This window comes from Ramlibacter montanisoli (genome assembly GCF_013087525.1).
Lineage (GTDB): Bacteria > Pseudomonadota > Gammaproteobacteria > Burkholderiales > Burkholderiaceae_C > Ramlibacter > Ramlibacter montanisoli.
The window spans coordinates 859,371-880,228 of record NZ_JABFCS010000001.1; the positions used below are offsets into that span (position 1 = coordinate 859,371).

Genomic DNA, 20,858 nt, shown 5'->3' on the forward strand with positions numbered 1-20,858 from the left:
CGAACCCCGGCGGTTGATGTTCGACGTTCTCGCCATCACCGGCCCGATCTACTTCGTGGTCGCGGTGGGCTGGGCCTGCACCCGCGCCGGCCTGTTTGAGCGCGCCGACATGCGCGTGTTCGGCAAGTTCGTGATCAACATCGCCCTGCCGGCGCTGCTGTTCAACGCGGTGGCCCAGCGCAGCGTGGCCGAGGTGCTGAACCCGGTGTTCATCGCGGCCTATGCCATCGGCTCGGTCGCCGCCAGCCTGGCGGGCGTGTTCTGGGCGCGCCGCATCGCGGGCAAGGGCCTGTCGGAGGCGGGGGTCGTCGGCATGGGCATGTCGTGTCCCAACAGCGGCTTCATCGGCTTCCCGCTGGTGGCACAACTCTTCGGCCCGTCAATGCGGGCATCGCCCTGGCGCTGGCGATGCTGGTGGAGAACTTCGTCTCGCTGCCGCTGGCGCTGGCGATCTCGGACAGCGCGGCCGGCGACGCGGCCGCTTCCCGCGGCGCCCGCCTGCGCGCCGCCCTGGCGCAATCGCTGCGCAGCGTCGCGCGCAACCCGATGATCTGGGGCATGGCCGCCGGCTTCGTGTTCTCGCTGGCGGGCTGGCGCCTGGCCGAGCCGGTGGCGCGCACGGTCAACCTGTTCGCCGCGGCCACGGGCGCGCTGTCGCTGTTCGTGATCGGCGGCTCGCTGGTGGGGCTGCGGCTGCGCGGGCTGGCGCGGGACGTGAGCGTGATCGCGGCGGGCAAGCTGCTGCTGCATCCGCTGTGCGTGCTGGCCGCGGTGCTGCTGCTGCCGCCCATGGCACGCGAGCTGCAGATGATCGTGGTGGTGATGGCGGCCGTGCCGATGCTGGGGATCTATCCGATCCTGGCGCAGCGGCACGGGCATGAAGGCGTGGCCGCGGCGGCCCAGCTGGCGGCGACGGTGGCGTCGTTCTTTACCTTGACGGCGTTGATCTGGGCGGTGCGGCAGTATCTTTGACGCGCGCGAGCTGTCGCGGTTCGCCTTCGGGCTCACCACGACCTACAGGGGGCGCGTAGGTCGTGGTGAGCCGCGCCAGCGCGAACCGCGACACCCTCAGACCGCGTGCGCCACCACCCCCGGCGCCTTCGCGCGCGAATGAGTTCCAGCGTCGCCTTCTGCACCGGCGTCGCCGGCCGCTGCAGGCTGGTGGCCAGCGACAGGCGGATCCGCAGCGGCGGCGTGCCGATCTGCTGCGCGGTGTAGGCCGAGGGCCGCGGCGTGTTCAGCAGCGCGTTGCGCGAGAGGATGGCGCAGCCGGCGCCATCGAGCACCAGGTCCAGGATCGCCGAGACGCCATCGATCTCCAGCACCACGTTGGGCCGGCAGCCGATGTCGGCCATCTCGGCCTCCACGTACATGCGGATCGCGTTGGGCCGCGTCGGGATCACCAGCGGCAGCTTCGCCACTTCCGACAGTTCGATCGGCCCCGGCGGCGGATCCTCGTGCAGGCCCGGCGGGCGGGCGCGCACCAGCAAGAGGTCTTCCTCCATCAGCGGCGTCACGTCCATCTCGCGCGAAGGCTGCGCGTTGTAGAGGACGACGATGTCCAGCCGGCCGCTGGTCAGCCCCTCCTGCAGGCTGCCCGACAGGCCCTCGCTGATCGACAGCCGCGCCTCCGGCAGGGCCTCGCGGAAGGCGCGGGTCAGCGGGACGGTGAGAACGCGGGCCACGCTGGTCGGCATGCCGACCGCCACCCGCCCCGCCAGGCCGCCGCGCAGCCGCCCCAGGTCTTCCCTGGCGCGCTCGACCTGGTACAGGATGCCTCGGCCATGCTCCAGCAGCAGCTTGCCCGCCTCGGTGGGCACGGCGCCCCGGCCGTTGCGCACCAGCAGGTTCTGGCGCAATTCCACCTCGAGCAGGCGCACCTGGCGGCTGAGCGCCGGCTGCGCCACGTCGAGCTCGATCGCGGCGCGCGTGAAGCTGCCGAGCTCTGCCACGCGGACGAAATATTCGAGCTGCTTGAGGTCCATGAACCGCTATACCTTGGGATCGATTATGCCGAAGCGATATAGCTGCTAGTCGCCTGTCCGGCTTTGAGCCCCCGGGCCCCGCCACCACAATGCCGCCATGACCGCCACCCTCCAGGGAATCTCCTCCATGGCCACGCGCCAGGTGCTGGGCGAACTGGCGCAGGCCTGGGAACGCCAGGCCGGCATCCCGGTGGCGATCGAATCGGTGGGCGGCGTCGATGCCGCCAGGCGCGTCGCGGCCGGCGAGTCCTTCGACTTCGCGGTGCTCGCTTCCGATGCACTGGACAAGCTGGTCGCGGGCGGCCACGTGCTGGCCGGCAGCCGCGTGGACATCGTCGATTCCGGCGTTGCGATCGCGGTGCGCAGCGGCAGCAGGCAGCCCGACGTCTCCAGCGAAGAGGCGCTGCGCAGCGCCGTGCTCGCAGCCGACACCGTCGGCTATTCCACCGGCCCCAGCGGCGTCGCGCTCGTGAAGCTGTTCGAACGCTGGGGCATCGCGCAGGACCTGCAGGGCCGCCTGGTGCAGGCGCCGCCCGGCGTGCCGGTCGGCTCGCTGGTGGCCCGCGGCGAGGTCGCCCTGGGCTTCCAGCAACTGAGCGAGCTGATCCACCTGCAGGGCATAGCCATCCTCGGCATGCCGGCCGCCGTGCAGATCACCACCACCTTCGCCGGTGGCGTGTGCAAGACCTCGCCCCAGCCCGAGCGCGTGCGCGAGCTGCTCGCCTTCATGGCCTCGCCCGCCGCCGAAGAGGCCAAGCGCCGCAACGGCATGGAACCCGCCCGACCCCAAGGAAGACCCGAATGAGCCTGATCATCGATTGCCACGGCCACTACACGACGGCGCCCAAGCAGCTGGAGGAATGGCGCAACCGGCAGGTCGCCGGCATCAAGGACCCCGCGCTGGTGCCCAAGGTCTCCGAGCTGAAGATCAGCGACGAGGACATCCGCGAGTCCATCGTCAACAACCAGCTGCGCCTGATGAAGGAACGCGGCAACGACCTGACGCTGTTCTCGCCGCGCGCCAGCTTCATGGCCCACCACATCGGCGACTTCAATGTCTCCAGTACCTGGGCGGCCATCTGCAACGAGCTTTGCTTCCGCGTGAGCCAGCTCTTCCCCGAGCACTTCGTGCCGGTGGCCATGCTGCCGCAGTCCCCGGCGTGGACCCGCGCACCTGCCTGCCCGAGCTGGTGAAGTGCGTCGAGCAATACGGCTGCGTGGGCATCAACCTGAACCCCGATCCGTCCGGCGGCCACTGGAAGGAGCCGCCTCTCACGGACAAGTGGTGGTACCCCATCTACGAGAAGATGGTGGAGTACGACATCCCGGCGATGATCCACGTGTCCACCTCGTGCAACCCCTGCTTCCACACCACGGGCGCGCACTACCTGAACGCGGACACCACGGCCTTCATGCAGTGCGTGCAGGGCGACCTGTTCAAGGACTTCCCGACGCTGCGCCTCCTGATCCCGCACGGCGGCGGCGCGGTGCCCTACCACTGGGGGCGCTTCCGCGGACTGGCGCAGGAAATGAAGCGGCCGCTGCTGGACACGCACGTGATGAACAACATCTTCTTCGACACCTGCGTGTACCACCAGCCGGGCATCGACCTGCTCAACACCGTGATCCCGGTCAAGAACGTGCTGTTCGCCTCCGAGATGATCGGCGCGGTCCGCGGCATCGACCCCACCACGGGCCACTATTACGACGACACGAAGAAATACATCGACGCATCCAGGATCCTCTCGCCCGAGGACAAGCACCAGATCTTCGAAGCCAACACGCGCCGCGTGTTCCCGCGCCTCGACGCGCGCCTGAAGCAGCAAGGACGCTGACATGTACGAACTGGGCGTTGTCTATCGCAACATCAAGCGGGCCGACCGCGAGGTGGCCGATGCGCTGGCGCAGTACGGTGCCTCCACCGTGCACGAGGCCATGGGCCGCGTCGGCCTGATGAAACCCTACATGCGGCCTATCTATTCGGGCGCGCAGGTCTCCGGCACCGCCGTCACCGTGCTGCTGCAGCCCGGTGACAACTGGATGCTGCACGTGGTGGCCGAACAGCTCAAGCCGGGCGACATCGTGGTCGCCGGCTGCACCACCGACAACACCGACGGATTCTTCGGCGACCTGATCGCCACCTCCTTCAAGGCGCGCGGTGCCCGGGCGCTGGTCATCGACGCCGGCTGCCGCGACGTGAAGACGCTCACCGAGATGGGCTTCCCGGTGTGGAGCCGCGCGATCAGCTCCAAGGGCACGGTGAAGGCCACGCTGGGCTCCGTCAACATCCCGGTGGTGTGCGCGGGCGCCCTGGTGCACCCGGGCGACGTGATCGTGGCCGACGACGACGGCGTGGTCTGCGTGCCCGCCGGCATGGCGAAGAAGGTGCTCGATGCCGCCGCCGCGCGCGAAGCCAACGAGGGCGAGAAGCGCGCCAAGCTGGCCTCCGGCGTGCTGGGCCTGGACATGTACAAGATGCGCGAACCGCTGGAAAAAGCGGGCCTGCGCTACATCGACTGAAGCGCGCCATGGCCGCCGCCACACCGCGCCGCCGCCTGCTCGCCGGCCTTGCGCTGGGCGCGACGCTCTGGCTGGCGGGCTGCGCGAGCACGCCCGCAATCGACCCGCAGGCGCGGGCCGTGCTGGCGCCCACCGGCACCCTGCGCGTGGCGGTCTACCAGGGCAGCCCCACCTCCTTCGTGCGCAAGCCCATGGGCGAGGGCGTCGGCGTCGCCTACGAGCTGGGCCAGGCCCTGGGCCGCGAGCTCGGCGTGCCGGTGCAGGTGATCGAGTTCGATCGCGTGGCGCAGGTCGTGGATGCCCTCAGGACCAACCAGGCCGACTTCAGCTTCACCAACGCGACGGCGGCGCGCGCCCGCGACGTCGACTTCAGCGATCCCCTGGTGCGCCTGGAGCTGGGCTACCTGGTGGCGGGCGACTCGACCTGGCGCAATGTCTCCGAGGTCGACCGGCCCGGCGCCAAGATCGGCGTCAGCCAGGGCAGCACCTCGCAATCCACGCTCCCCGGTCTGCTGAAGTCCGCCACGCTGGTGCCCGTGCCCTCGCTGGGCGTCGCACAGCAGCTGCTGAAGGACCACGTGCTGGACGCCTTCGCCACCAACAAGGGCATCCTGTTCGAGATGTCCGACCAGGTGCCGGGCTCGCGCGTGCTCGAAGGCCGCTGGGGCCTGGAGAACCTGGCCATCGCCATTCCCAAGGGCCGCGAGGCCGCGCTGCCGGCGCTGCGCGCCTTCGCCCAGCGCATGCGCGCCTCCGGGCAGCTGCAACGCATCGTCGAGCGCGCCGGCCTGCGCGGCACGGCGCGCGACTGATCCACGAGAAGAGTGAAACCGATGTCCAAACCCACCTCCGGCAACTTCACCAAGACGCCCGGCTGGCTCGACTGGTACGCCGGCCCGAGCAAGCCTCGGTTCCAGCTGCCGCCCAACGCCGTGGACGCGCACTGCCACGTGTTCGGCCCAGGCGAACACTTTCCCTATGCGCCCGAGCGCAAGTACACGCCCTGCGACGCGAGCTGGCAGCAGCTGTTCGCGCTGCGCGACCACCTGGGCTTCAGCAAGAACGTGATCGTGCAGGCCACCTGCCACGGCGCCGACAACAGCGCCATGGTCGATGCGCTGCAGCGCTCCAAGGGCAAGGCGCGCGGTGTCGCCACCGTCAAGCGCACCGTGACCGACCAGCAGCTGCAGGAGATGAACGCCGCCGGTGTGCGCGGCGTGCGCTTCAACTTCGTCAAGCGCCTGGTGGACTTCACGCCGCGCGACGAGCTGATGGAGATCGCCGCGCGCATCGCGCCGCTCGGCTGGCACGTGGTGATCTACTTCGAGGCGGTGGACCTGCCGGAACTGTGGGACTTCTTCACCGCGCTGCCGACCACCGTGGTGGTGGACCACATGGGCCGGCCCGACGTGGCCAAGCCCATCGACGGCCCCGAGTTCGCGCTGTTCCTGAAGTTCATGCGCGAGCATCCCAACGTCTGGAGCAAGGTGAGCTGCCCCGAGCGCCTGTCGGTCTCCGGCCCGCGCGCGCTGGATGGCGAGCGCAATGCCTACCGCGACGTCGTGCCCTTCGCGCGCAAGGTGGTGGAGAGCTTCCCCGATCGCGTGCTCTGGGGGACCGACTGGCCGCACCCCAACCTGAAGGATCACATGCCCGACGACGGCCTGCTGGTGGATTTCATCCCGCACATCGCCACCACCCCGGAACTGCAGCGCAAGCTGCTGGTGGACAACCCGAACCGCTTGTACTGGCCTGAGGAGGGCCGCGCATGATCCGCACAGCAACCGTATCGACCCTGGCGACGCTGGCCTTGCTGGCGGGGTGCTCCACCACCACCAACATTCCCGTGGTCACGCCGGCGTCGATCGCGCCGCTCGCCTACCACCCGCAGGCTTTCTGCGACGGCCTCGTGGGCCAGCGCATCTCGCCGGTGGACATCGGGCTGCCGAGCGGCTACGCCACCATCGACAGCGCCAGCCTGCTGGCCGCGACCGAGATGCGCGTGCTCGAGCGCGGGCCCACGCCGGCCGCCACCATCGTTCCGGCCATGCCGCAGCGCTGCAAGGTGCTGGGCCACATCGCCCCGGTCGACCCGCAGGCGCCAGTGATCAACTTCCAGGTGAACCTGCCGGTGCGCTGGAACCACGCCTCGGTGCAGTACGGCGGCGGCGGATTCAACGGCGTGCTGATTTCCGGCGAGGCGCTCGTGCCCGCCGCGCGCTTCGACCAGCTGTCCCCGCTGGCGCAGGGCTTCGTCACCTACGGCACCGATTCCGGCCACCAGAACAAGCCGGGCGAGCCGCCGCAGGCCTTCGCGATGAACGACGAGGCGCTGGTGAACTTCGCGCACGCCTCGTACAAGAAGGTGCGCGACGTCGCGGTGGCGATCATGCGGCAGGCCTACGGCGTCGGCCCGCGCAAGCTCTATTTCGTCGGCAGCTCCGAAGGCGGCCGCGAAGGCCTGACCATGGCGCAGCGCTATCCGCGCGACTTCCACGGCATCCTGAGCCGCGTTCCCGTGATCCACTGGACCGGGCTGCAGCACGCCGGCCTGCGGGACGGCCTGGCGCTCACCAAGGGCGGCTGGATGAACCCGGCGCAGGTGAAGCTGGTGCACGACGCGGTGCTGGCCGCATGCGACGCGGCGGATGGCGCCGCCGACGCCGTCGTCTCCGACCCCGTGGGCTGCCGCACCCGCTTCGACGTGAACAAGCTGCGCTGCACCGGCGCGCAGGCGGACAGCTGCCTGACCGAGCCGCAGATCCGCGCGGTGCAGACCCTGCACACGCCGCTGGACATGGGAATGGAACTGGCCAATGGCCTGCGCCGCTACCCGGGCCGCGGGCCCAGCGGCGAAGGCACGCCGTCCTCCGGTCCCACCGGCGGCTGGCAGTCGTGGTGGACCGGCAGCGCCGCGCCCGCCTTCCCGCCGGTGCAGGCGAACGGCATCGCCTGGTTCTACGGCGGCGGCGCCATCCAGTATTTCTACGCTCGCAATCCGCAGCTGGACCTGCGGACCTACCGCGCGGCCGACCACGCCGCGCGCATCCGCCAGGTGTCCGAGCTGATGGACTCGACGAATCCGGACCTGTCGGCCTTCCGGGCGCACGGCGGCAAGCTGATCCTGCTGGAGAACCTGGGCGACTACGCGCAGAGCCCGTACGCGGGCATCGAATACCACGCCAGCGTCGTGCAGCGCATGGGCCGCGCCGCCGTCGATTCCTTCTTCAAGCTCTACACCGCGCCGGGCGTGGACCACGTCGGCACCGGCGCGCCCGGCAATGCCGACCTGTTCCCCGCGCTGGTGGCCTGGGTGGATCAGGGCCGGGCGCCTGCCGGCCTCACGCTGGTCGAACAGGATGCGCGCCCGCCCTTCGCGGTCAAGCGCAGCCGCCCGCTGTGCGAGTGGCCGCAGGTCCCGCGCTACCGCGCCGGCGACATCAACGCCGCAGGCAGCTTCGCCTGCGCGCCCTGAACATAAGGAGGCAGCCATGCCCTTGGACAAGCCCTATGCCGGCATCCCCGGCACGACCATCTTCGACGCCGACCAGAGCCGCAAGGGCTACTGGCTCAACCAGTTCTGCATGTCGCTGATGAAGGCCGAGAACCGAGAGAAGTTCAAGGCCGACGAGCGCGCCTACCTGGACCAGTGGCCGATGAGCGAGGACCAGAAGCAGGCCGTGATGGCGCGCGACCTCAATCGCTGCATCTCGCTGGGCGGCAACATCTACTTCCTGGCCAAGATCGGCGCCACCGACGGCAAGAGCTTCCAGCAGATGGCCGGCTCCATGACCGGCATGAGCGAGGACGCGTACCGCGAAATGATGATCGGCGGCGGCCGCCCGGCCACCTGGACGGGGAAAGAGGAGAAGAAGTAATGGCCCGCATCACCGCATCCGTCTACACCTCGCACGTGCCCGCCATCGGCGCGGCCATGGACCTGGGCAAGACGCAGGAGCCGTACTGGCAGAAGGTCTTCTCCGGCTACGACTTCTCGCGCCAGTGGATCAAGGCCAACAAGCCGGACGTCGTGTTCCTGGTCTACAACGACCACGCCACCGCCTTCAGCCTGGACATCATCCCCACCTTCGCGATCGGCACTGCCGCCGAGTTCGCGGTCGCCGACGAGGGCTGGGGCCCGCGCCCGGTGCCCAAGGTGGAAGGCGCGCCCGAGCTCGCCGCGCACATCGCGCACTCGGTGATCCAGCAGGACTTCGACCTCACCATCGTCAACCGGATGGACGTGGACCACGGCCTGACGGTGCCGCTGTCGCTGATGTGCGGCCAACCCAGGGAGTGGCCCTTCAAGGTGATCCCCTTCGCCGTCAACGTGGTGCAGTACCCGGTGCCCAGCGGCATGCGCTGCTTCCGCCTGGGCCAGGCGATCCGCAAGGCGATCGAGAGCTTCGACGAGGACCTCAACGTGCAGATCTGGGGCACGGGCGGCATGAGCCACCAATTGCAGGGCCCGCGCGCCGGCCTGATCAACAAGGAGTGGGACAACCGCTTCCTGGACCGGCTGGTCGAGGACCCGGAAGGACTCGCGGGCGTGAACCACATCGAGTACGTCAAGGAAGCGGGCAGCGAAGGCATCGAACTGGTGATGTGGCTGATCGCGCGCGGCGCGATGGCCGACGTGGCGGGCGGCCCCAAGCCCACCGTGAAGCACCGCTTCTACCATGTGCCCGCGTCGAACACCGCCGTGGGCCACCTGATCCTGGAGAACAAGCAATGAGCAAGACCGTCCGCATCGCACTCGCCGGGCCCGGCGCCTTCGGCATCAAGCACCTCGACGCGCTCAAGCTGATCGAGGGCGTGGAAGTCACCTCCATCATCGGCCGCGAGCTGCCCAAGGCGCAGGAAGTGGCGCAGAAGTACGGCGCGAAGCACGTGACGACTAACCTGGACGAAGCACTCGCCCGTCCCGACGTGGACGCCGTGATCCTGTGCACGCCCACGCAGCTGCACGCGCAGCAGTCCATCGCCACCATGAAGGCCGGCAAGCACGTGCAGGTGGAGATCCCGCTGTGCGACAGCCTGGCCGAGGGCAGGGCAGTCGTCGAGACACAGAAGCAGACAGGCCTGGTCGCCATGTGCGGCCACACGCGCCGCTTCAATCCGAGCCACCAGTACGTGCACAGGAAGATCCAGGCCGGCGCGTTCGCGATCCAGCAGATGGACGTGCAGACCTACTTCTTCCGCCGCACCAACATGAACGCTCTCGGCCAGCCGCGCTCGTGGACCGACCACCTGCTGTGGCACCACGCCGCGCACACGGTGGACCTGTTCCAGTACCAGACTGGGTCGCGCGTGGTGAAGGCCAATGCGATCCAGGGTCCGGTCCACCCGAACCTGGGCATCGCCATGGACATGAGCATCCAGCTGAAGGCGGAGAACGGGGCAATCTGTACGCTGTCGCTGTCCTTCAACAACGACGGGCCGCTGGGCACCTTCTTCCGCTACATCGGCGACACGGCGACCTACATCGCGCGCTACGACGACCTCTTCAACGGCAAGGAAGAGAAGATCGACGTGAGCAAGGTGGACGTGTCGATGAACGGGATCGAGCTGCAGGACCGCGAGTTCATCGCCGCGATCCGCGAGGGCAGGGAGCCGAATGCGAGCGTGGCGAAGGTGCTGCCTTGCTACGACGTGCTCGACCAGCTGGAGCAGCAGCTGCAGTAGGCGCTGCGATCCGTGCGCGTGCTACTGGGGAGACGCGTAGTGCACGTACGACTCGCGGACCATGCCGTCCGCGTCGAAGAACAGCACCTCGACGACATGCGTGCCCGTGATGCCCTTGTAGTGGATCGCGATGCTGTCGACGCCGCGCAGCACGTCCAGCACGGTGAAGTCGATGTGGTCGAACACCTCGAAGCCCTTCTTCACATAGGCGCGCAGCGCCGCCTTGCCATGCACCGTGCCGCTGGGGTCGTGGCTCAGCCGCGCAACCAGCGGGGAGTGAAAGATGACATCGTCGGTGTAGAACGCCAGCACGCGATCCAGGTCCTTCGACTCGAACGCGGCGACCCATCGCTTGACGTAGTCAGCCGTCTTCTCCATCGTCAGCATCGGCTTCTCCTTTGAGGCGGGTTGCGGGCGCCCGATCCAGGCCGGGCGTCCGTCAAGTGTGCCACGTGCCCACGTCCGCAACGGCGCGCGGTCGACGCACGTAAGGTTGAGTTGCCCGCCCCCTGCCGCTCCCTTTCGGCCTGAAGGAGTCATGGGGATCCGTCATCCCCCAATGGAAAAAGCGGCCGTCGGGCCGCTTTCCTCTGGTCGCGCACCGCGCCGGTCGCGTGGCTGCCCCATCGCGCGCTCAGGTCCGCAGCATCCGCGCCAGCTCCATCGCTTCCTTCGCGCCCATCGCCGCATTGCGGATGTGGCGCTGCGTCTCCACCGGCAGTTGCGCGGTGTTGAGGCCGTTCCACTTGTTGCGCCCCTTGATCGACAGGTTGTAGTGCACCGACACGCCTTCGCGCAGCTTGGCGGCGTAGAGCGCGGGGTCCGACTTCAGGTGGCCGATCTTGCCGCTGGCCCATTGCGCGCCCATCTTCATGTACTGCGCGGCGGCGAACACGGCTTGCACCGGATCGCTCGGGTCCTTCAGGCCCATGCCCGCGGCCGTGCGCGGCTCGAACTGCGCCAGGCCGAGGTTGGGGGTGCCGTTCTTGCTGGAGCCGGTGCGCGGGATCCAGGACGTCTCGGCTTCGATCACGCCGTACACGTCGTGGTAGCTCAGCCCCACTTCGCGCAGCCCTGCCTTTTCGGCCGCGGCCTTGGCCAGCAGGATGCGCGACGCCTCGTCGAGCGTCTGCACGGGCTTGCCGCCCCAGCGCACGGTCTGGAACTTGATGGCGGAGCGCACGGCATCCGCGGAAGCGAACTTCAGGGTCGGCTCGGTGGTCGCGGCAGGCGCGGCGAAGCGGATCGCGCTTTGCGCGCCCGGCTTGACGGCCTGGACCGCGGCGGCCGCCGGCTGCGTCTTGAACTCGACGGCGACACGCGGCTCGGCACTCGAGACCTGGCTCGTCAGGGTGACCACGCCGACGGCAGCGGCGGAGAGAATGGCCCGGGCGGAGGAGGTCGTGAGGAATCGGCGCATCGTGTGTAGGTCCTTCTTGATCAGCGTGTAGGCGGTATCTGATAGACCGGTAGGACGCGTGGAAGTTCGAAGCTCAGCACGGACCTATTCGCGCTTTGGGCACCTGAATCCGCCTGATTCGAATGCTTCAACGTACTGCTGTGCTCCCTGTGCGGGCACACACGCGGTTACGTGGCGCATGGCGTGTTTCCATAAGCGCCGCCACCGGTACGGAAAGCTCTTAATGCGGCGCGGAGCACGCTGCCCAGAATCGCTACCTCATCGTGCAAGCGACCTTGCAAGCGCTGCCGATGCGGTTCCAGGCACACGCAGGAGGGGAGGGGCACCCATGCTGTATCTGTACCTGTTCGGGCATCTCTCGGTCGCCGGCGGCGACGGGGCCGTGGCCGGCGCGGCCGTCGAGCTGCCGGGCCGCCCCGGCAGCCTGCTGGCGTATCTCGCGCTCGCGCGCGGCCGCTTCTTCGCGCGCAGCGAGCTGGTGGCGGCGCTGTGGCCGGAGCAGACCGAAGGCGGCACCATCCGTTCGCTCAACACCGTGCTGTGGCGGCTGCGCAAGGCGCTGTCGCGCCCGCCGCTGCAGCAGCGTGAAGTGGTCGTGTGCGACCGGCGCGGCGCGATCGGCCTGCCGGTCGAAGCGGACCTGCACCTCGACGTCGACGAGTTCTCGCGCCTGGTGGGGCCCTCGCTCGCCAGGCCGCTGGAGCAGCTGCAGCCGGCCGACGTGGAGCACCTGCGGCGCGGCGTCGGCCTCTACCGCGACGACATCCTGGCCGGCTTCGGCGAGGACTGGGCGCTGCGTGCGCGCGAGCTGCACCGGCGCACGCTGCTCAACGCGCTCGGCCGCCTGATGCAGCTGAGCGCGCTGGCGCAGGACTACCCGCGCGCGATCGGCTATGCGCAGGACATCCTGGATCGCGACGCGCTGCGCGAAGACGTGCATCGCGAGCTGATGCGCCTCTACCTCCTGAACGGCCAGCGCGCCCGCGCGCTGCAGCAGTTCGAGACCTGCCGCGCGTCGCTGCGGCGGGAACTGGCGATCGAGCCGATGCGCGAGACGATGGCGGTGTACCAGCGCATCGCCGACAGCGCCGTGGGCCGCGCCAGCGAAGCGCAGTCCGCGCCCGAGTGGCCGGCCCAGCCCGCCTGGCTGGCGATTCCCGGCGACCACGCCTTCGCCAGTCCCGAGGGGCAGCTCACCTTGCGCGAGCTGGTCGGGCGCGCGCACTGGTACGTGGCGCAGGCGGACGCGCGCTTGCGCGGCACGAACGAGGAGCCGGACGCGCGGCCCTCCGCCTGACTATCGACGCGGCGCGGTGGTGGGCCGTGGCGTTGCCGCCGGCGCAGTGGTGGGCCGCGGCGTCGCGCCGGGAGCGGACCTGGGTGCGGGCGTCCCGGTCGGCGCGGGCGTCGGGGCCGGCGTCCCGGTCGGAGCAGGCGTCGGCGTCGGTGTGCCGGTCGGCGCGGGTGTCGGCGTCGGCGTGGGCCGCGGTGTCGGGCTCGGCGTCGTCGTCGGCGGCGGCCGCAGCGGCTCCGCGGACAGCGCCGGCGGCGTCCCCCGCGCACGGCCGTGTCCACGCCGGCGCGCCGCGTGTCCTCCGAGGTCCGTGCCGCCGCGATCCGCTCGTTGGTGCTGCGCGCCGCGGCCAGCTCGATTTCGCGGTCCGGGTTGAGGCTCGCATTGCGCACGCGGTCGGCCTGCGCCTGCGCGGCCAGCCGGTTCAGCGGGATGGCGTCGGTGTGGAAGTTCAGTTCGACCGAGGAGGTCAGGTCCGCGCTGGTGTTCATCTCCTCGGTGGTCTGCGAGCGATCGGTGCTGACGTAGGAGATGGTGTTCTCCACGTCGGCGCTCACGCCCCAGGCGCCCATGCCGAAGCTGCCGCTGGCGCGCACCCGGTTCTGCATGCCGAACTGGCTGCCGCGGTCGCGCGTGGCGGCGCTGCGCGTGTCGATGTGGAAGCGCATGGCGGCGTTGATGCGGCCGGAATCGATCACGATGCGCTGCATCCCCCATCTGCACCATGGTGGCCAGCATGCCCTGGCGCTGGCGCGCGAGCTGCCGCCGCGCCAGCGGCACCAGCGCCTCGGGGTTGCCGCCGGCGCTGAACTCCTCTCCCTCCTGCACGCCGAGCGCGGCGCGCAGGGCCTCCTCCGACGGCATGCTGCCGCCGGCCTTCAGGCGCAGGCGCGGCGGCTCCACGTCCTCGGGGTCGGGCGGTTCCTCGCCGGGCTCGGGCGGCTCGGGCAGGTCCATCTCGAAGCTGGCCGGGAAATGGTCCACCAGCCAGGCGCGCACCTGCACCTCGTTGGTCTGCGTCTGCTCGAAGCCGCCGGCGGTGCTGGACACGGCGTTGAGCAGCTGCAGGTACTGCTGCAGCTGCGCCTGGCTCGAGTCGTTCATGGCGCGGAATACGCCATTGAGCAGGTCGGTCACGAAGCGCGGGAAGGAGATCGCCTCCAGCGTGTCGCGCGTGACCTGCGCCATGCGCGAGGCCGATTCGCCGAAGCCGGGGTCCTGCAGCGCGCGGGCCACCGGCCGGGCGTCGATCTGCGCCTGCGCCGCGCGTTCCTCGGCGATGCAGTCGGCGGCCAGCTGTCCCACCTTCACCATCGCCTGCGCCAGCTCGCGCCGCTGCACCGGATCCAGCTCCTGGTAGGCGGGTGTTCCGAGCAGCACGCTGCGCACGGCGCCGCGCAGCCAGTCGGGCGGCGTGGCGCGCAGCGGCGCCTGCGCTTCAGGCCGCGAGGGCGTGGCGACGCTCGTCATGGCGGTTCAGCGAAGACCAGGCCAGGCGCCAGCCCTGTGCGGACGCGAGCAGCCGCTGCCCCTCGGCACTGGCGGGATCGAAGGCATAGGCCTGCGTGATGCCGCGTGCCAGCCACTGCAGCACCTCGGCCCCATGCCGCCCCAGCTCCACCCGGTCGCGCGACTGCTGCACGCCCTGGCCGTGCACGCTGCCGACCGCGCCCACCAGTCCCCACAGGTCGTGCACGCCGAAGGCGCCTTGCAGCATGCGGTCGCGCAGGAAGCGCGTGGCCTGCGAAAGCGCGATGACGATGTCGTTGGCGGCGAACTGCGCCATGCCCACCACGCGCGGGGACAGCCAGGCGCCCAGCGCGTCCGCGGCCTGCTCCAGCACGATGCGGGCGCGGATGTCCCCGGGCGCGGCGGGTGGTCCAGCGTGTCCGCCAGCGCATCGCACAGTGCCTGCATCAGCGGATAGAAATCCGCCGGCTCGAACACCTGCGCGAACAGCGTCTCGCGTTCTTCGGCGGTGAGGCGTTCGCGCCGCCCCTGCCAGAAGGCGGCGATCAGTTGGGCGGTCGGCCCGAGCGGCTGCGTGATGGCGCCGCTGGCGAACAGGCCGGCCACCAGCTCCGCGGTGCGCAGCAGGCCGGACTGCTCCAGTTCGCTGGCCAGGTACAGCGGGGCCAGCACCTCCAGGTTGCGCGCGTCCTCCTCGGTGGGCGCGGAGTCCGGCAGCTCGATGTCGCCCAGGTCGGCCAGCGCGCGGGCGAGCGCGCGCAGCAGCGGGGCATCGCGGCGCGGCGCCTGCGCGGGCGGGGGAAGATCGCGACCGCGTGCATGGCGCGGGCCTCATCGCGCCGCCACCGCAGCGGGCGCCGGGGCCGCGGCGCGCGCCGAAGGCGTGGTGTTGGGATCGACCGGCAGCGAATTGCCCTGGATGGCGGCGATCATGCCCGGCGAGGCCATCTTCTCCATCGGGAAGTAGTCGCTCTTGAAGTTCACGCGCACCTCGCCACTGAGCTTGGCCTTGACCTCGGCCTTGGACTCCGAGGTCTCGTCCACCGCGGAGGCCACCGTCGTGACGTGACGCTGCACGTTCTCGTTGACCGAGCCGGCCGCGCCCCAGCCGAAGTGGACGCCGGCGGCGCTGGTGTTGCGGTTCATGCTGGAGGCGCTGTCGTACAGCGAGGCGCGCGCTTCGCGCTTGGCCTGGTCGCTGGCCTTGAGGTCGAACACCACCTTGGCGTTGATCGCGCCGTCGGTGACCACGATGCGGTTGATGCCCAGCACCACCATGGAGGCCAGCAGCTGCTGGCGGCTGCGCGCCATCTGCAGCCGCGCGGCCATCACCAGCCGGCTTTCCTGCTCGGGATCGGACAGGTCGGTGACCGGCTCGGCCAGGCCCATCTCCGTGTTGATCTGCTGCAGCACCGCGTCGGCGTTCTCCGCGGTGACGGCCAGCCGCGGCTGGCCGCTCTCGTCCTCCTGCGCCGCTTCCTCGTCCAGGCCGATGGATTCCGGGTACTTGTCGACCAGCCAGTCGCGCGCGTTGTTCAGGCTGATGTTGTCCTGCGCGAACTGGTCCACCGTCTGCGCCACCGACTTGAGCAGCTGCCCGTAGGCGTTCATCTGCTGGATGCTGGCGTTGACGATGGCCTGGAACACGTTCTGGATCAGGCCGCCCACGAAGTTGGGGAAATCGACCGAGCCCACCAGGTTGCGGAACTGCTCCACGCCCTGGCGCACCGCGCCGGCCTGGAAGTCGGCGCCCGCGAAGGTGCCGATCTTGTCGGAGGCCTTGCCCTTCGCGTTTTCCACGGCGCCGGCCTGCGCGCGCGCCAGCGGCGCTTCCTGGCCGCGGGACAGCACGCCCTGGCCGGGCGTCAGTTCCTGCTTCGCCAGGCCGTCGGGATTGGCCATGTACGAGGCGACCCGCACCATGGTGCGCGCCAGGTCGCGTTGCTGCTCCAGCGGCATGGCCCGGAAGCCGGGCGAGCGCTCGAGCAGCCGGCGCACCGGCGGCCGCACAGCGGACAGCGTTTCGTCGTCCAGCCAGGCTTGGCTCATGGCGGTTCTCCGCGCCCGGGTTCAGCGGGCAGGCGCCGCCGCGGCGGCGGGGGCAGGGGCGGGCGCGGTGGCGGCGGGTGCCGGCGCGGTGCCGGGCACCGGCCGCGAGGCGAGCGTCTTCACCATGCCGGGCTGGGCATTCATCTGGATCGCGGCGATGTTCTCCGGGTTGGCCATCTTCTCCAGCGGCAGGTAGTCGCTCTTGAAGTTCACCTCCACCGCGCCGGTGAGCTGCGCCTTGGTCTGCAGCTGCGAGTCGTCCATCAGCTTCTGCGTGCTCATGAGCTTGACCACGGGCTGCTGCGAGTACTTGTAGTTGCCCTTGGCGTAATAGCTGCCGTCGCGCCGCTCTTCGCCTTCCTCGCTCTTGCTGTAGCTGCCGCCCTCGCTCTTGCTCTCGTAGTCGCCCGACCAGGTGCTGGTGGTCTGCAGGTTGCCGTAGCGGTCCTTCTCGTGGTCGAACTTGGTGGCGCTGAAGGCGTAGCGGCGGCTGTCGCTGGCCTTGAAGTCGAACACCACCTTGGCGCTGATCTTGCCGTCGGTGACCACGATGCGGTTGATGCCCATCATCACCATGGTGGCGAGCAGCTGCTGGCGGCCGGTGGCCAGCTGGGTGCGCGCGGCCGGCACCAGCGCGGCCTCCACCACCTCGTCGTCCAGGCTGGTCAGCGGGCGCTCCAGCGGGAGCGAACGGTTCAGGCGGTCCACGGCGGAACGCTCGTCCACGCCTTCGCGCAGCGTCACCCGCGGCTGCGCGGAGCCGCCGTCGCCGCCGAAGTCACCGAAGCCGTCGTCGCCGGTGCCCAGCTCGAACAGGTCGGGGAACTGCTCGATCAGGTGGTCGCGGCCCTGGTTGTCGGTGGTGTTGTCGTCGCGGAACTGGTTCAGGCTCTTGCTGACGTCGGCCACCAGCTTGGCGTAGGCCTCCATCTGCTGGATCGAGCTGTCGACGATGGAATGGAACACGCCCTGGATCAGGCCGGACACGAAGCCGGGGAAGTTCACGCCCTGCACCATCCCGACCATGTTCTCCACGCCGGCGCGCACGGCCTGGCCGAACTGCGGCGGCTGCGGGTCGCCCGCCAGCGCGCGCACCTGCGGGCTCTGGCGCTTCAGGCGCACGCCGTCGGGCTCGGCCAGGTAGCTGCCGATCTGCACCAGGTCGTGCGCGAGCTGGCGGCGCGTCGTGTCCGGCAGCGCGTTGAAGGCCTGGCTGCGCTGCAGCAGCCCGCGCACCGCCTGGCGCGCGGCATCGACGGTCTCGCGGCTCGCGACGGGCGCGGCCTGCGGCGGCGGGCGGCGCGCGGAGACGGGGAACACGGAAGCGGTCATGGGGGGCTCCGTTTCGGTTCGGGGCGGTCAGGCTTCGTAGGCGCGCGATTCCTCGAGCGTGTCGCGCATCTCGAACTCGATCGGCCGCACGTACAGGCTGATGCGCGCCGGCGAGCTCGGGGTGACGCGCACCGAGAGCACGGAGAAGTGGCCCTGCTCGCTGGCGTCGTCGACGCCGAAGGCGCTCAGCCAGCGCTCCAGCGCCGCGACCTGGCGCGGGCGCTCCGCCAGGCCCAGGCGCAGCAGGTCGAGGAAGCGCGCCGGCAGGTCGGGCACGGCCGCCAGCAGGATCTCCAGCTTCATCTCCACGCCTTGGGGCGTGTCGCGCATGCCGACCAGCACGCCGCCATTGGGCAGCTCGAAAGCGGCCGCCCAGGGCCACGCCGACCACGCGCATCAGGCTGGGCAGCTGGTGGCCGATGCCCAGGCGGTTCATCAGGGGGCCGAGCGCCGTCAGCGTGAGCGGTCCCTTGTGCAGGAAGGTCACGCGCTGGCTGGCCGCGTCCTTCTTGCAGCCGATCGAGGTGAAGATCGGCGACAGCGTCGGCATCTCGGTCATCACCATGCGCGTCAGGCGCGCGAGCCGCGGCGCCAGCGCATCGATCTGCGAGGGCGCGAGCTCGTAGTAGATCTTGGCGGCGAACAGGCCGTCCTCGTCGAAGGCGCTGCCGAACCAGGCGCCGTAGTTCATCCAGCCCAGCCCGCCGAAGCCGCGCCATTCCTCGCTGCGCGCGTCGAACCAGTTCAGGGCGTCGCGCCCGAAGAAGGGCGAGATGAGGCGCCGCATCTCGCGCGTGGCCTCGTCGCGCCGCGCCACCGGCGAGGCGCCGGGGCCCAGCGGCTCGATGGTGAAGCGCAGCGTGTCGGGCTCGGTCTCCGAGAACGAGGGCTCGAAGGGCACCGCGCCCGGCGTCAGCTGGTTGTGCGCGTAGGCCAGGTCGTCATCGGGCCGGTAGAAGGTGCGCTCGATCAGCGGACCCATGATGGGCAGCGGGTCGCGCACGCCCAGGGCGCGCGAGGCCTGCGCCAGCGACTGCTTCACGTGCGCGGCCATCGACGGCCTGGAGTGGTCGGCGTATGCCATGGCCGCTCCTTACTGCAGGCCGGCCGGCAGGCCGCCGGCCAGCCCGGCACCGTTGAGGCCGAGGCCGTTGAGGCCCGCGCCCAGGCCGCCCAGCATGTCGCGCGCGATCTGCGGCATCTCGATCGGCCGGCTGGTCATGGTCGGCGCCTCGATCGGCTGCGAGTACTGCTCGATGCTCTGGTCCTGCACGCCGCCCACCGCCAGCCACTGCTCGCAGGCGTTGACCAGGTCCCAGTCGCTCGGATCCACGGTGGGGTTGGCGCCGCCGCTGGTGGCCCGCAGTTGCGGGTTGACGATTTGCTCGATCTGGATCACCGGGCCCGAGATGTTGGACAGGCGCTGCACGTTGTTGGCGATCCAGCGGATGATGATCGCGCCGGCGCGGCTCTGCGTGCGGTGGCGGTGCGTGTTGCGGGCGCCGCCCAGGTAGTTCACGTTCACCTGGTCGATCACCTGCCACATGTCGCGCGCGCCGAAGGCATTGCGCAGCTCCGGGTTCTGCAGGATGTCGCGGAACTCCAGGATGCTCTGCTGCAGCTCGGTCGCCGCGAAGTAGGCGATGCCGTAGCCGTTGCGCGAGAGGTTGGTGCCCAGGTCGCGCGCCGACTTGCGCACCTGCTCCTGCGACACCGCCATCGGGATGGTGTTGCGCAGCATGCGTTCCACCGTGAGCTGGCGCGCGAAGCTGGAAACCGCCGAGACGAAACGCAGCCAAAGTTCGTTGAAGTCGCGGTTGGGCTCGTTGGCCGGGTTGCCGCCGGGCGCGCCGAACACGCGCATGTAGAGGTCGCGCCGCTCGGACTCGGTGATGCGCTCGGCCGCCTTCTTGTAGTAGTTGAACAGGTAGTCGCCCACCGAGCCGCGGCCCAGCGGCAGCAGGCCCTGGCGGAACAGCTCCACGATCCGCTCGACCACCTGGAACATGCGCATCTCCTCCAGCTGGTAGGTGAAGTAGATGGCCTGCACCGCATGCAGGTTCTCGGTGACGATCTCGACGTCCACCGATTCCTCCAGGTCGGGCAGCATGATCTCCAGCGCGGACGGCGGCGCGCCGTCCACCACGCCGGTCTGCATGTTGTAGGCGCTCTCCAGCCGGCTGCTGATCCAGGGATCGTTGGCGGTGACGCCCTCGCGCACCAGCTTGCGCACGACGGCGGCGATGTTGCGCGCCGACAGCACGAAGGCGCTGGGCGGCGCCGGCTGCGCCGCGGACGCGGCGGCGGCACCGACCATCAGGGGCTGGATGGCCACCGGCGGCCGGATCACCTTCAGGATGTCCGGGTTCACCAGCTTCTTGTCGATCTGGCTTTGCACCGTCACGCCGAAGTTCTTCTCGAACTTCTCGTAGGCCGCGTTGAACAGGGCCTGGTTCTGCCGGTACTCGCCCTGGGCGGCGGCGACCCGCTTGACGAAGTCGGGCGCCGTCGGCAGCGTGAGGTTGTCCAGCGCCAGCAGGCCGCACACGAACGCGATCTCCTGCTCCAGCGGGCCGAGGGTCGTGCCGGGCGTCACGTCGTACTGCGAGCCGAACAGGCCGTGCTTGAGGAGGTAGTCCTTGCCGGTGCGCAGTGCCTCCCAGGGCTTGCGCGCCACGACGGCGGCGACGCCCTGGTAGAAGGGATCGACCGGCTCGTCGCTGGCCAGCATGGCGCGGTACTTCGCCTGTTCCGCCTGCTGCTCGGTGGTCAGGCCGCCGCTGGTGGCGGCGGTGCGTTGCAGCGCGTCCAGCCGGTCCAGCCTGGATTGCAGCTTTTGCCGCTCTTGCAGTTCGCGCTGGCTCAGATCGATCAACAGGATGGGTGACATGGTCCGACCTCCAGGTGTGTTGGCGAGGTTCAAGGGGTTGGGAATCCCACCGGGAGGTGGAGGGTTCGCGGCGACGGAAGGGCCCGCCGCAGGCCCGGGTGACTTGACGCGGATCGGCGGCACGGTCTGGGCGGGCGCCGGGTTGGCGGGGTGCGCCGGCTTGCCGCCCTTGCGGCCGCCCTTGCTGCCGGTACTGGTGTGGCGTGTGACCAT

22 protein-coding genes and 1 pseudogene are annotated in these 20,858 nt (G+C 70.0%); 14 read left to right on the forward strand and 9 right to left on the reverse strand.

The features are described from left to right. Positions 1-16 precede the first annotated feature (16 nt). Together HK415_RS24525 and HK415_RS24530 are read left to right on the forward strand one after the other, a co-directional pair. Positions 17-550, forward strand: coding sequence for an AEC family transporter (locus tag HK415_RS24525; RefSeq protein WP_253261763.1), 534 nt, complete (start codon positions 17-19; stop codon positions 548-550). After that, on the forward strand, positions 511-972 hold the full coding sequence (locus HK415_RS24530; RefSeq protein ID WP_373684631.1) for an AEC family transporter: 462 nt from the start codon (positions 511-513) through the stop codon (positions 970-972). Before HK415_RS24525 ends, HK415_RS24530 begins: the two co-directional genes overlap by 40 nt. Positions 973-1,004: 32 nt before the next feature. On the opposite strand, the gene HK415_RS04475 is transcribed toward HK415_RS24530, so the two are convergent. Next, entirely contained in the window at positions 1,005-1,985 is a 981-nt protein-coding gene (locus tag HK415_RS04475; protein ID WP_171556925.1) for a LysR substrate-binding domain-containing protein, read from the reverse strand. A gap of 97 nt (positions 1,986-2,082) precedes the next feature. Between HK415_RS04475 and HK415_RS04480 the strand changes: the two genes are divergently transcribed. From HK415_RS04480 to HK415_RS04520, 9 genes and pseudogenes are all read left to right on the forward strand, one after another. Beyond that, complete coding sequence (locus tag HK415_RS04480; protein WP_171556926.1) at positions 2,083-2,790, forward strand: substrate-binding domain-containing protein; 708 nt, start codon at positions 2,083-2,085, stop codon at positions 2,788-2,790. A gap of 2 nt (positions 2,791-2,792) precedes the next feature. Then, positions 2,793-3,820 (forward strand): annotated as a pseudogene (locus tag HK415_RS04485) (amidohydrolase family protein). A gap of 1 nt (position 3,821) precedes the next feature. Further along, on the forward strand, positions 3,822-4,505 hold the full coding sequence (ligK, locus tag HK415_RS04490) for a 4-carboxy-4-hydroxy-2-oxoadipate aldolase/oxaloacetate decarboxylase (RefSeq protein WP_171556927.1): 684 nt from the start codon (positions 3,822-3,824) through the stop codon (positions 4,503-4,505). 8 nt (positions 4,506-4,513) lie between these two features. Beyond that, positions 4,514-5,317, forward strand: coding sequence for a transporter substrate-binding domain-containing protein (locus tag HK415_RS04495; protein ID WP_171556928.1), 804 nt, complete (start codon positions 4,514-4,516; stop codon positions 5,315-5,317). A gap of 21 nt (positions 5,318-5,338) precedes the next feature. Further along, a complete protein-coding gene (locus HK415_RS04500) occupies positions 5,339-6,277 on the forward strand; it encodes an amidohydrolase family protein (protein WP_171556929.1) in 939 nt (312 codons plus the stop codon). Further along, positions 6,274-7,980 carry a tannase/feruloyl esterase family alpha/beta hydrolase gene (locus HK415_RS04505; RefSeq protein WP_171556930.1) on the forward strand — a complete coding sequence of 569 codons (1,707 nt, stop codon included), beginning with the start codon at positions 6,274-6,276 and terminating at the stop codon, positions 7,978-7,980. The genes HK415_RS04500 and HK415_RS04505 overlap by 4 nt, the downstream gene beginning before the upstream one ends. 16 nt (positions 7,981-7,996) lie before the next feature. Next, on the forward strand, positions 7,997-8,383 hold the full coding sequence (gene ligA, locus HK415_RS04510) for a protocatechuate 4,5-dioxygenase subunit alpha (protein WP_171556931.1): 387 nt from the start codon (positions 7,997-7,999) through the stop codon (positions 8,381-8,383). Further along, positions 8,383-9,240, forward strand: a complete 858-nt coding sequence (locus tag HK415_RS04515) for a class III extradiol dioxygenase subunit beta (RefSeq protein ID WP_171556932.1) — start codon at positions 8,383-8,385, stop codon at positions 9,238-9,240. The genes ligA and HK415_RS04515 overlap by 1 nt, the downstream gene beginning before the upstream one ends. Beyond that, positions 9,237-10,190 (forward strand): Gfo/Idh/MocA family oxidoreductase, encoded by a 954-nt coding sequence (locus HK415_RS04520; RefSeq protein ID WP_171556933.1) that lies wholly within the window; start codon positions 9,237-9,239, stop codon positions 10,188-10,190. The genes HK415_RS04515 and HK415_RS04520 overlap by 4 nt, the downstream gene beginning before the upstream one ends. A 21-nt stretch (positions 10,191-10,211) precedes the next feature. On the opposite strand, the gene HK415_RS04525 is transcribed toward HK415_RS04520, so the two are convergent. Together HK415_RS04525 and HK415_RS04530 are read right to left on the reverse strand one after the other, a co-directional pair. Continuing rightward, positions 10,212-10,577 (reverse strand): nuclear transport factor 2 family protein, encoded by a 366-nt coding sequence (locus tag HK415_RS04525; protein WP_216369734.1) that lies wholly within the window; start codon positions 10,575-10,577, stop codon positions 10,212-10,214. Positions 10,578-10,824: 247 nt separating this feature from the next. Next, entirely contained in the window at positions 10,825-11,610 is a 786-nt protein-coding gene (locus HK415_RS04530; RefSeq protein ID WP_171556934.1) for a transglycosylase SLT domain-containing protein, read from the reverse strand. A 328-nt stretch (positions 11,611-11,938) separates the two neighbouring features. On the opposite strand from HK415_RS04530, the gene HK415_RS04535 reads away from it, so the two are divergent. Continuing rightward, positions 11,939-12,907, forward strand: a complete 969-nt coding sequence (locus tag HK415_RS04535) for an AfsR/SARP family transcriptional regulator (protein ID WP_171556935.1) — start codon at positions 11,939-11,941, stop codon at positions 12,905-12,907. On the opposite strand, the gene HK415_RS23785 is transcribed toward HK415_RS04535, so the two are convergent. The 5 genes from HK415_RS23785 to HK415_RS24535 form a co-directional block, all read right to left on the reverse strand. Continuing rightward, complete coding sequence (locus tag HK415_RS23785; RefSeq protein ID WP_216369735.1) at positions 12,908-14,374, reverse strand: hypothetical protein; 1,467 nt, start codon at positions 14,372-14,374, stop codon at positions 12,908-12,910. Next, the gene (locus tag HK415_RS04545; RefSeq protein WP_171556936.1) at positions 14,343-14,747 is read right to left on the reverse strand and encodes a hypothetical protein; all 405 of its coding nucleotides are present in this window, start codon (positions 14,745-14,747) and stop codon (positions 14,343-14,345) included. The genes HK415_RS23785 and HK415_RS04545 overlap by 32 nt, the downstream gene beginning before the upstream one ends. A 458-nt stretch (positions 14,748-15,205) precedes the next feature. After that, the gene (locus HK415_RS04550) at positions 15,206-16,423 is read right to left on the reverse strand and encodes a hypothetical protein (protein ID WP_171556937.1); all 1,218 of its coding nucleotides are present in this window, start codon (positions 16,421-16,423) and stop codon (positions 15,206-15,208) included. A gap of 21 nt (positions 16,424-16,444) precedes the next feature. Then, complete coding sequence (locus HK415_RS04555; protein ID WP_171556938.1) at positions 16,445-17,755, reverse strand: hypothetical protein; 1,311 nt, start codon at positions 17,753-17,755, stop codon at positions 16,445-16,447. Between the two features lie 27 nt (positions 17,756-17,782). Then, positions 17,783-18,097 (reverse strand): hypothetical protein, encoded by a 315-nt coding sequence (locus HK415_RS24535; RefSeq protein ID WP_253261764.1) that lies wholly within the window; start codon positions 18,095-18,097, stop codon positions 17,783-17,785. A 116-nt stretch (positions 18,098-18,213) separates the two neighbouring features. Here HK415_RS24535 and HK415_RS24540 point away from each other — a divergent pair, with 116 nt between their 5' ends. After that, positions 18,214-18,381, forward strand: coding sequence for a hypothetical protein (locus HK415_RS24540; protein ID WP_253261765.1), 168 nt, complete (start codon positions 18,214-18,216; stop codon positions 18,379-18,381). Between the two features lie 147 nt (positions 18,382-18,528). Further along, positions 18,529-18,687 carry a hypothetical protein gene (locus HK415_RS24545; protein ID WP_253261766.1) on the forward strand — a complete coding sequence of 53 codons (159 nt, stop codon included), beginning with the start codon at positions 18,529-18,531 and terminating at the stop codon, positions 18,685-18,687. Positions 18,688-18,848: 161 nt separating this feature from the next. On the opposite strand, the gene HK415_RS04565 is transcribed toward HK415_RS24545, so the two are convergent. Further along, positions 18,849-20,858 (reverse strand): hypothetical protein, encoded by a 2,010-nt coding sequence (locus HK415_RS04565; RefSeq protein ID WP_171556939.1) that lies wholly within the window; start codon positions 20,856-20,858, stop codon positions 18,849-18,851.

What these genes read in the sequence shown, in the direction of transcription:
- HK415_RS24525 (WP_253261763.1), top strand. Translation starts at nt 17, where the DNA reads ATGTTCGACGTTCTCGCCATCACCGGCCCGATCTACTTCGTGGTCGCG.
- HK415_RS04475 (WP_171556925.1), bottom strand. Translation starts at nt 1,985, where the DNA reads ATGGACCTCAAGCAGCTCGAATATTTCGTCCGCGTGGCAGAGCTCGGC.
- HK415_RS04480 (WP_171556926.1), top strand. Translation starts at nt 2,083, where the DNA reads ATGACCGCCACCCTCCAGGGAATCTCCTCCATGGCCACGCGCCAGGTG.
- ligK (WP_171556927.1), top strand. Translation starts at nt 3,822, where the DNA reads ATGTACGAACTGGGCGTTGTCTATCGCAACATCAAGCGGGCCGACCGC.
- HK415_RS04495 (WP_171556928.1), top strand. Translation starts at nt 4,514, where the DNA reads ATGGCCGCCGCCACACCGCGCCGCCGCCTGCTCGCCGGCCTTGCGCTG.
- HK415_RS04500 (WP_171556929.1), top strand. Translation starts at nt 5,339, where the DNA reads ATGTCCAAACCCACCTCCGGCAACTTCACCAAGACGCCCGGCTGGCTC.
- HK415_RS04505 (WP_171556930.1), top strand. Translation starts at nt 6,274, where the DNA reads ATGATCCGCACAGCAACCGTATCGACCCTGGCGACGCTGGCCTTGCTG.
- ligA (WP_171556931.1), top strand. Translation starts at nt 7,997, where the DNA reads ATGCCCTTGGACAAGCCCTATGCCGGCATCCCCGGCACGACCATCTTC.
- HK415_RS04515 (WP_171556932.1), top strand. Translation starts at nt 8,383, where the DNA reads ATGGCCCGCATCACCGCATCCGTCTACACCTCGCACGTGCCCGCCATC.
- HK415_RS04520 (WP_171556933.1), top strand. Translation starts at nt 9,237, where the DNA reads ATGAGCAAGACCGTCCGCATCGCACTCGCCGGGCCCGGCGCCTTCGGC.
- HK415_RS04525 (WP_216369734.1), bottom strand. Translation starts at nt 10,577, where the DNA reads ATGCTGACGATGGAGAAGACGGCTGACTACGTCAAGCGATGGGTCGCC.
- HK415_RS04530 (WP_171556934.1), bottom strand. Translation starts at nt 11,610, where the DNA reads ATGCGCCGATTCCTCACGACCTCCTCCGCCCGGGCCATTCTCTCCGCC.
- HK415_RS04535 (WP_171556935.1), top strand. Translation starts at nt 11,939, where the DNA reads ATGCTGTATCTGTACCTGTTCGGGCATCTCTCGGTCGCCGGCGGCGAC.
- HK415_RS23785 (WP_216369735.1), bottom strand. Translation starts at nt 14,374, where the DNA reads ATGACGAGCGTCGCCACGCCCTCGCGGCCTGAAGCGCAGGCGCCGCTG.
- HK415_RS04550 (WP_171556937.1), bottom strand. Translation starts at nt 16,423, where the DNA reads ATGAGCCAAGCCTGGCTGGACGACGAAACGCTGTCCGCTGTGCGGCCG.
- HK415_RS04555 (WP_171556938.1), bottom strand. Translation starts at nt 17,755, where the DNA reads ATGACCGCTTCCGTGTTCCCCGTCTCCGCGCGCCGCCCGCCGCCGCAG.
- HK415_RS24545 (WP_253261766.1), top strand. Translation starts at nt 18,529, where the DNA reads ATGAGGCGCCGCATCTCGCGCGTGGCCTCGTCGCGCCGCGCCACCGGC.
- HK415_RS04565 (WP_171556939.1), bottom strand. Translation starts at nt 20,858, where the DNA reads ATGGTCACACGCCACACCAGTACCGGCAGCAAGGGCGGCCGCAAGGGC.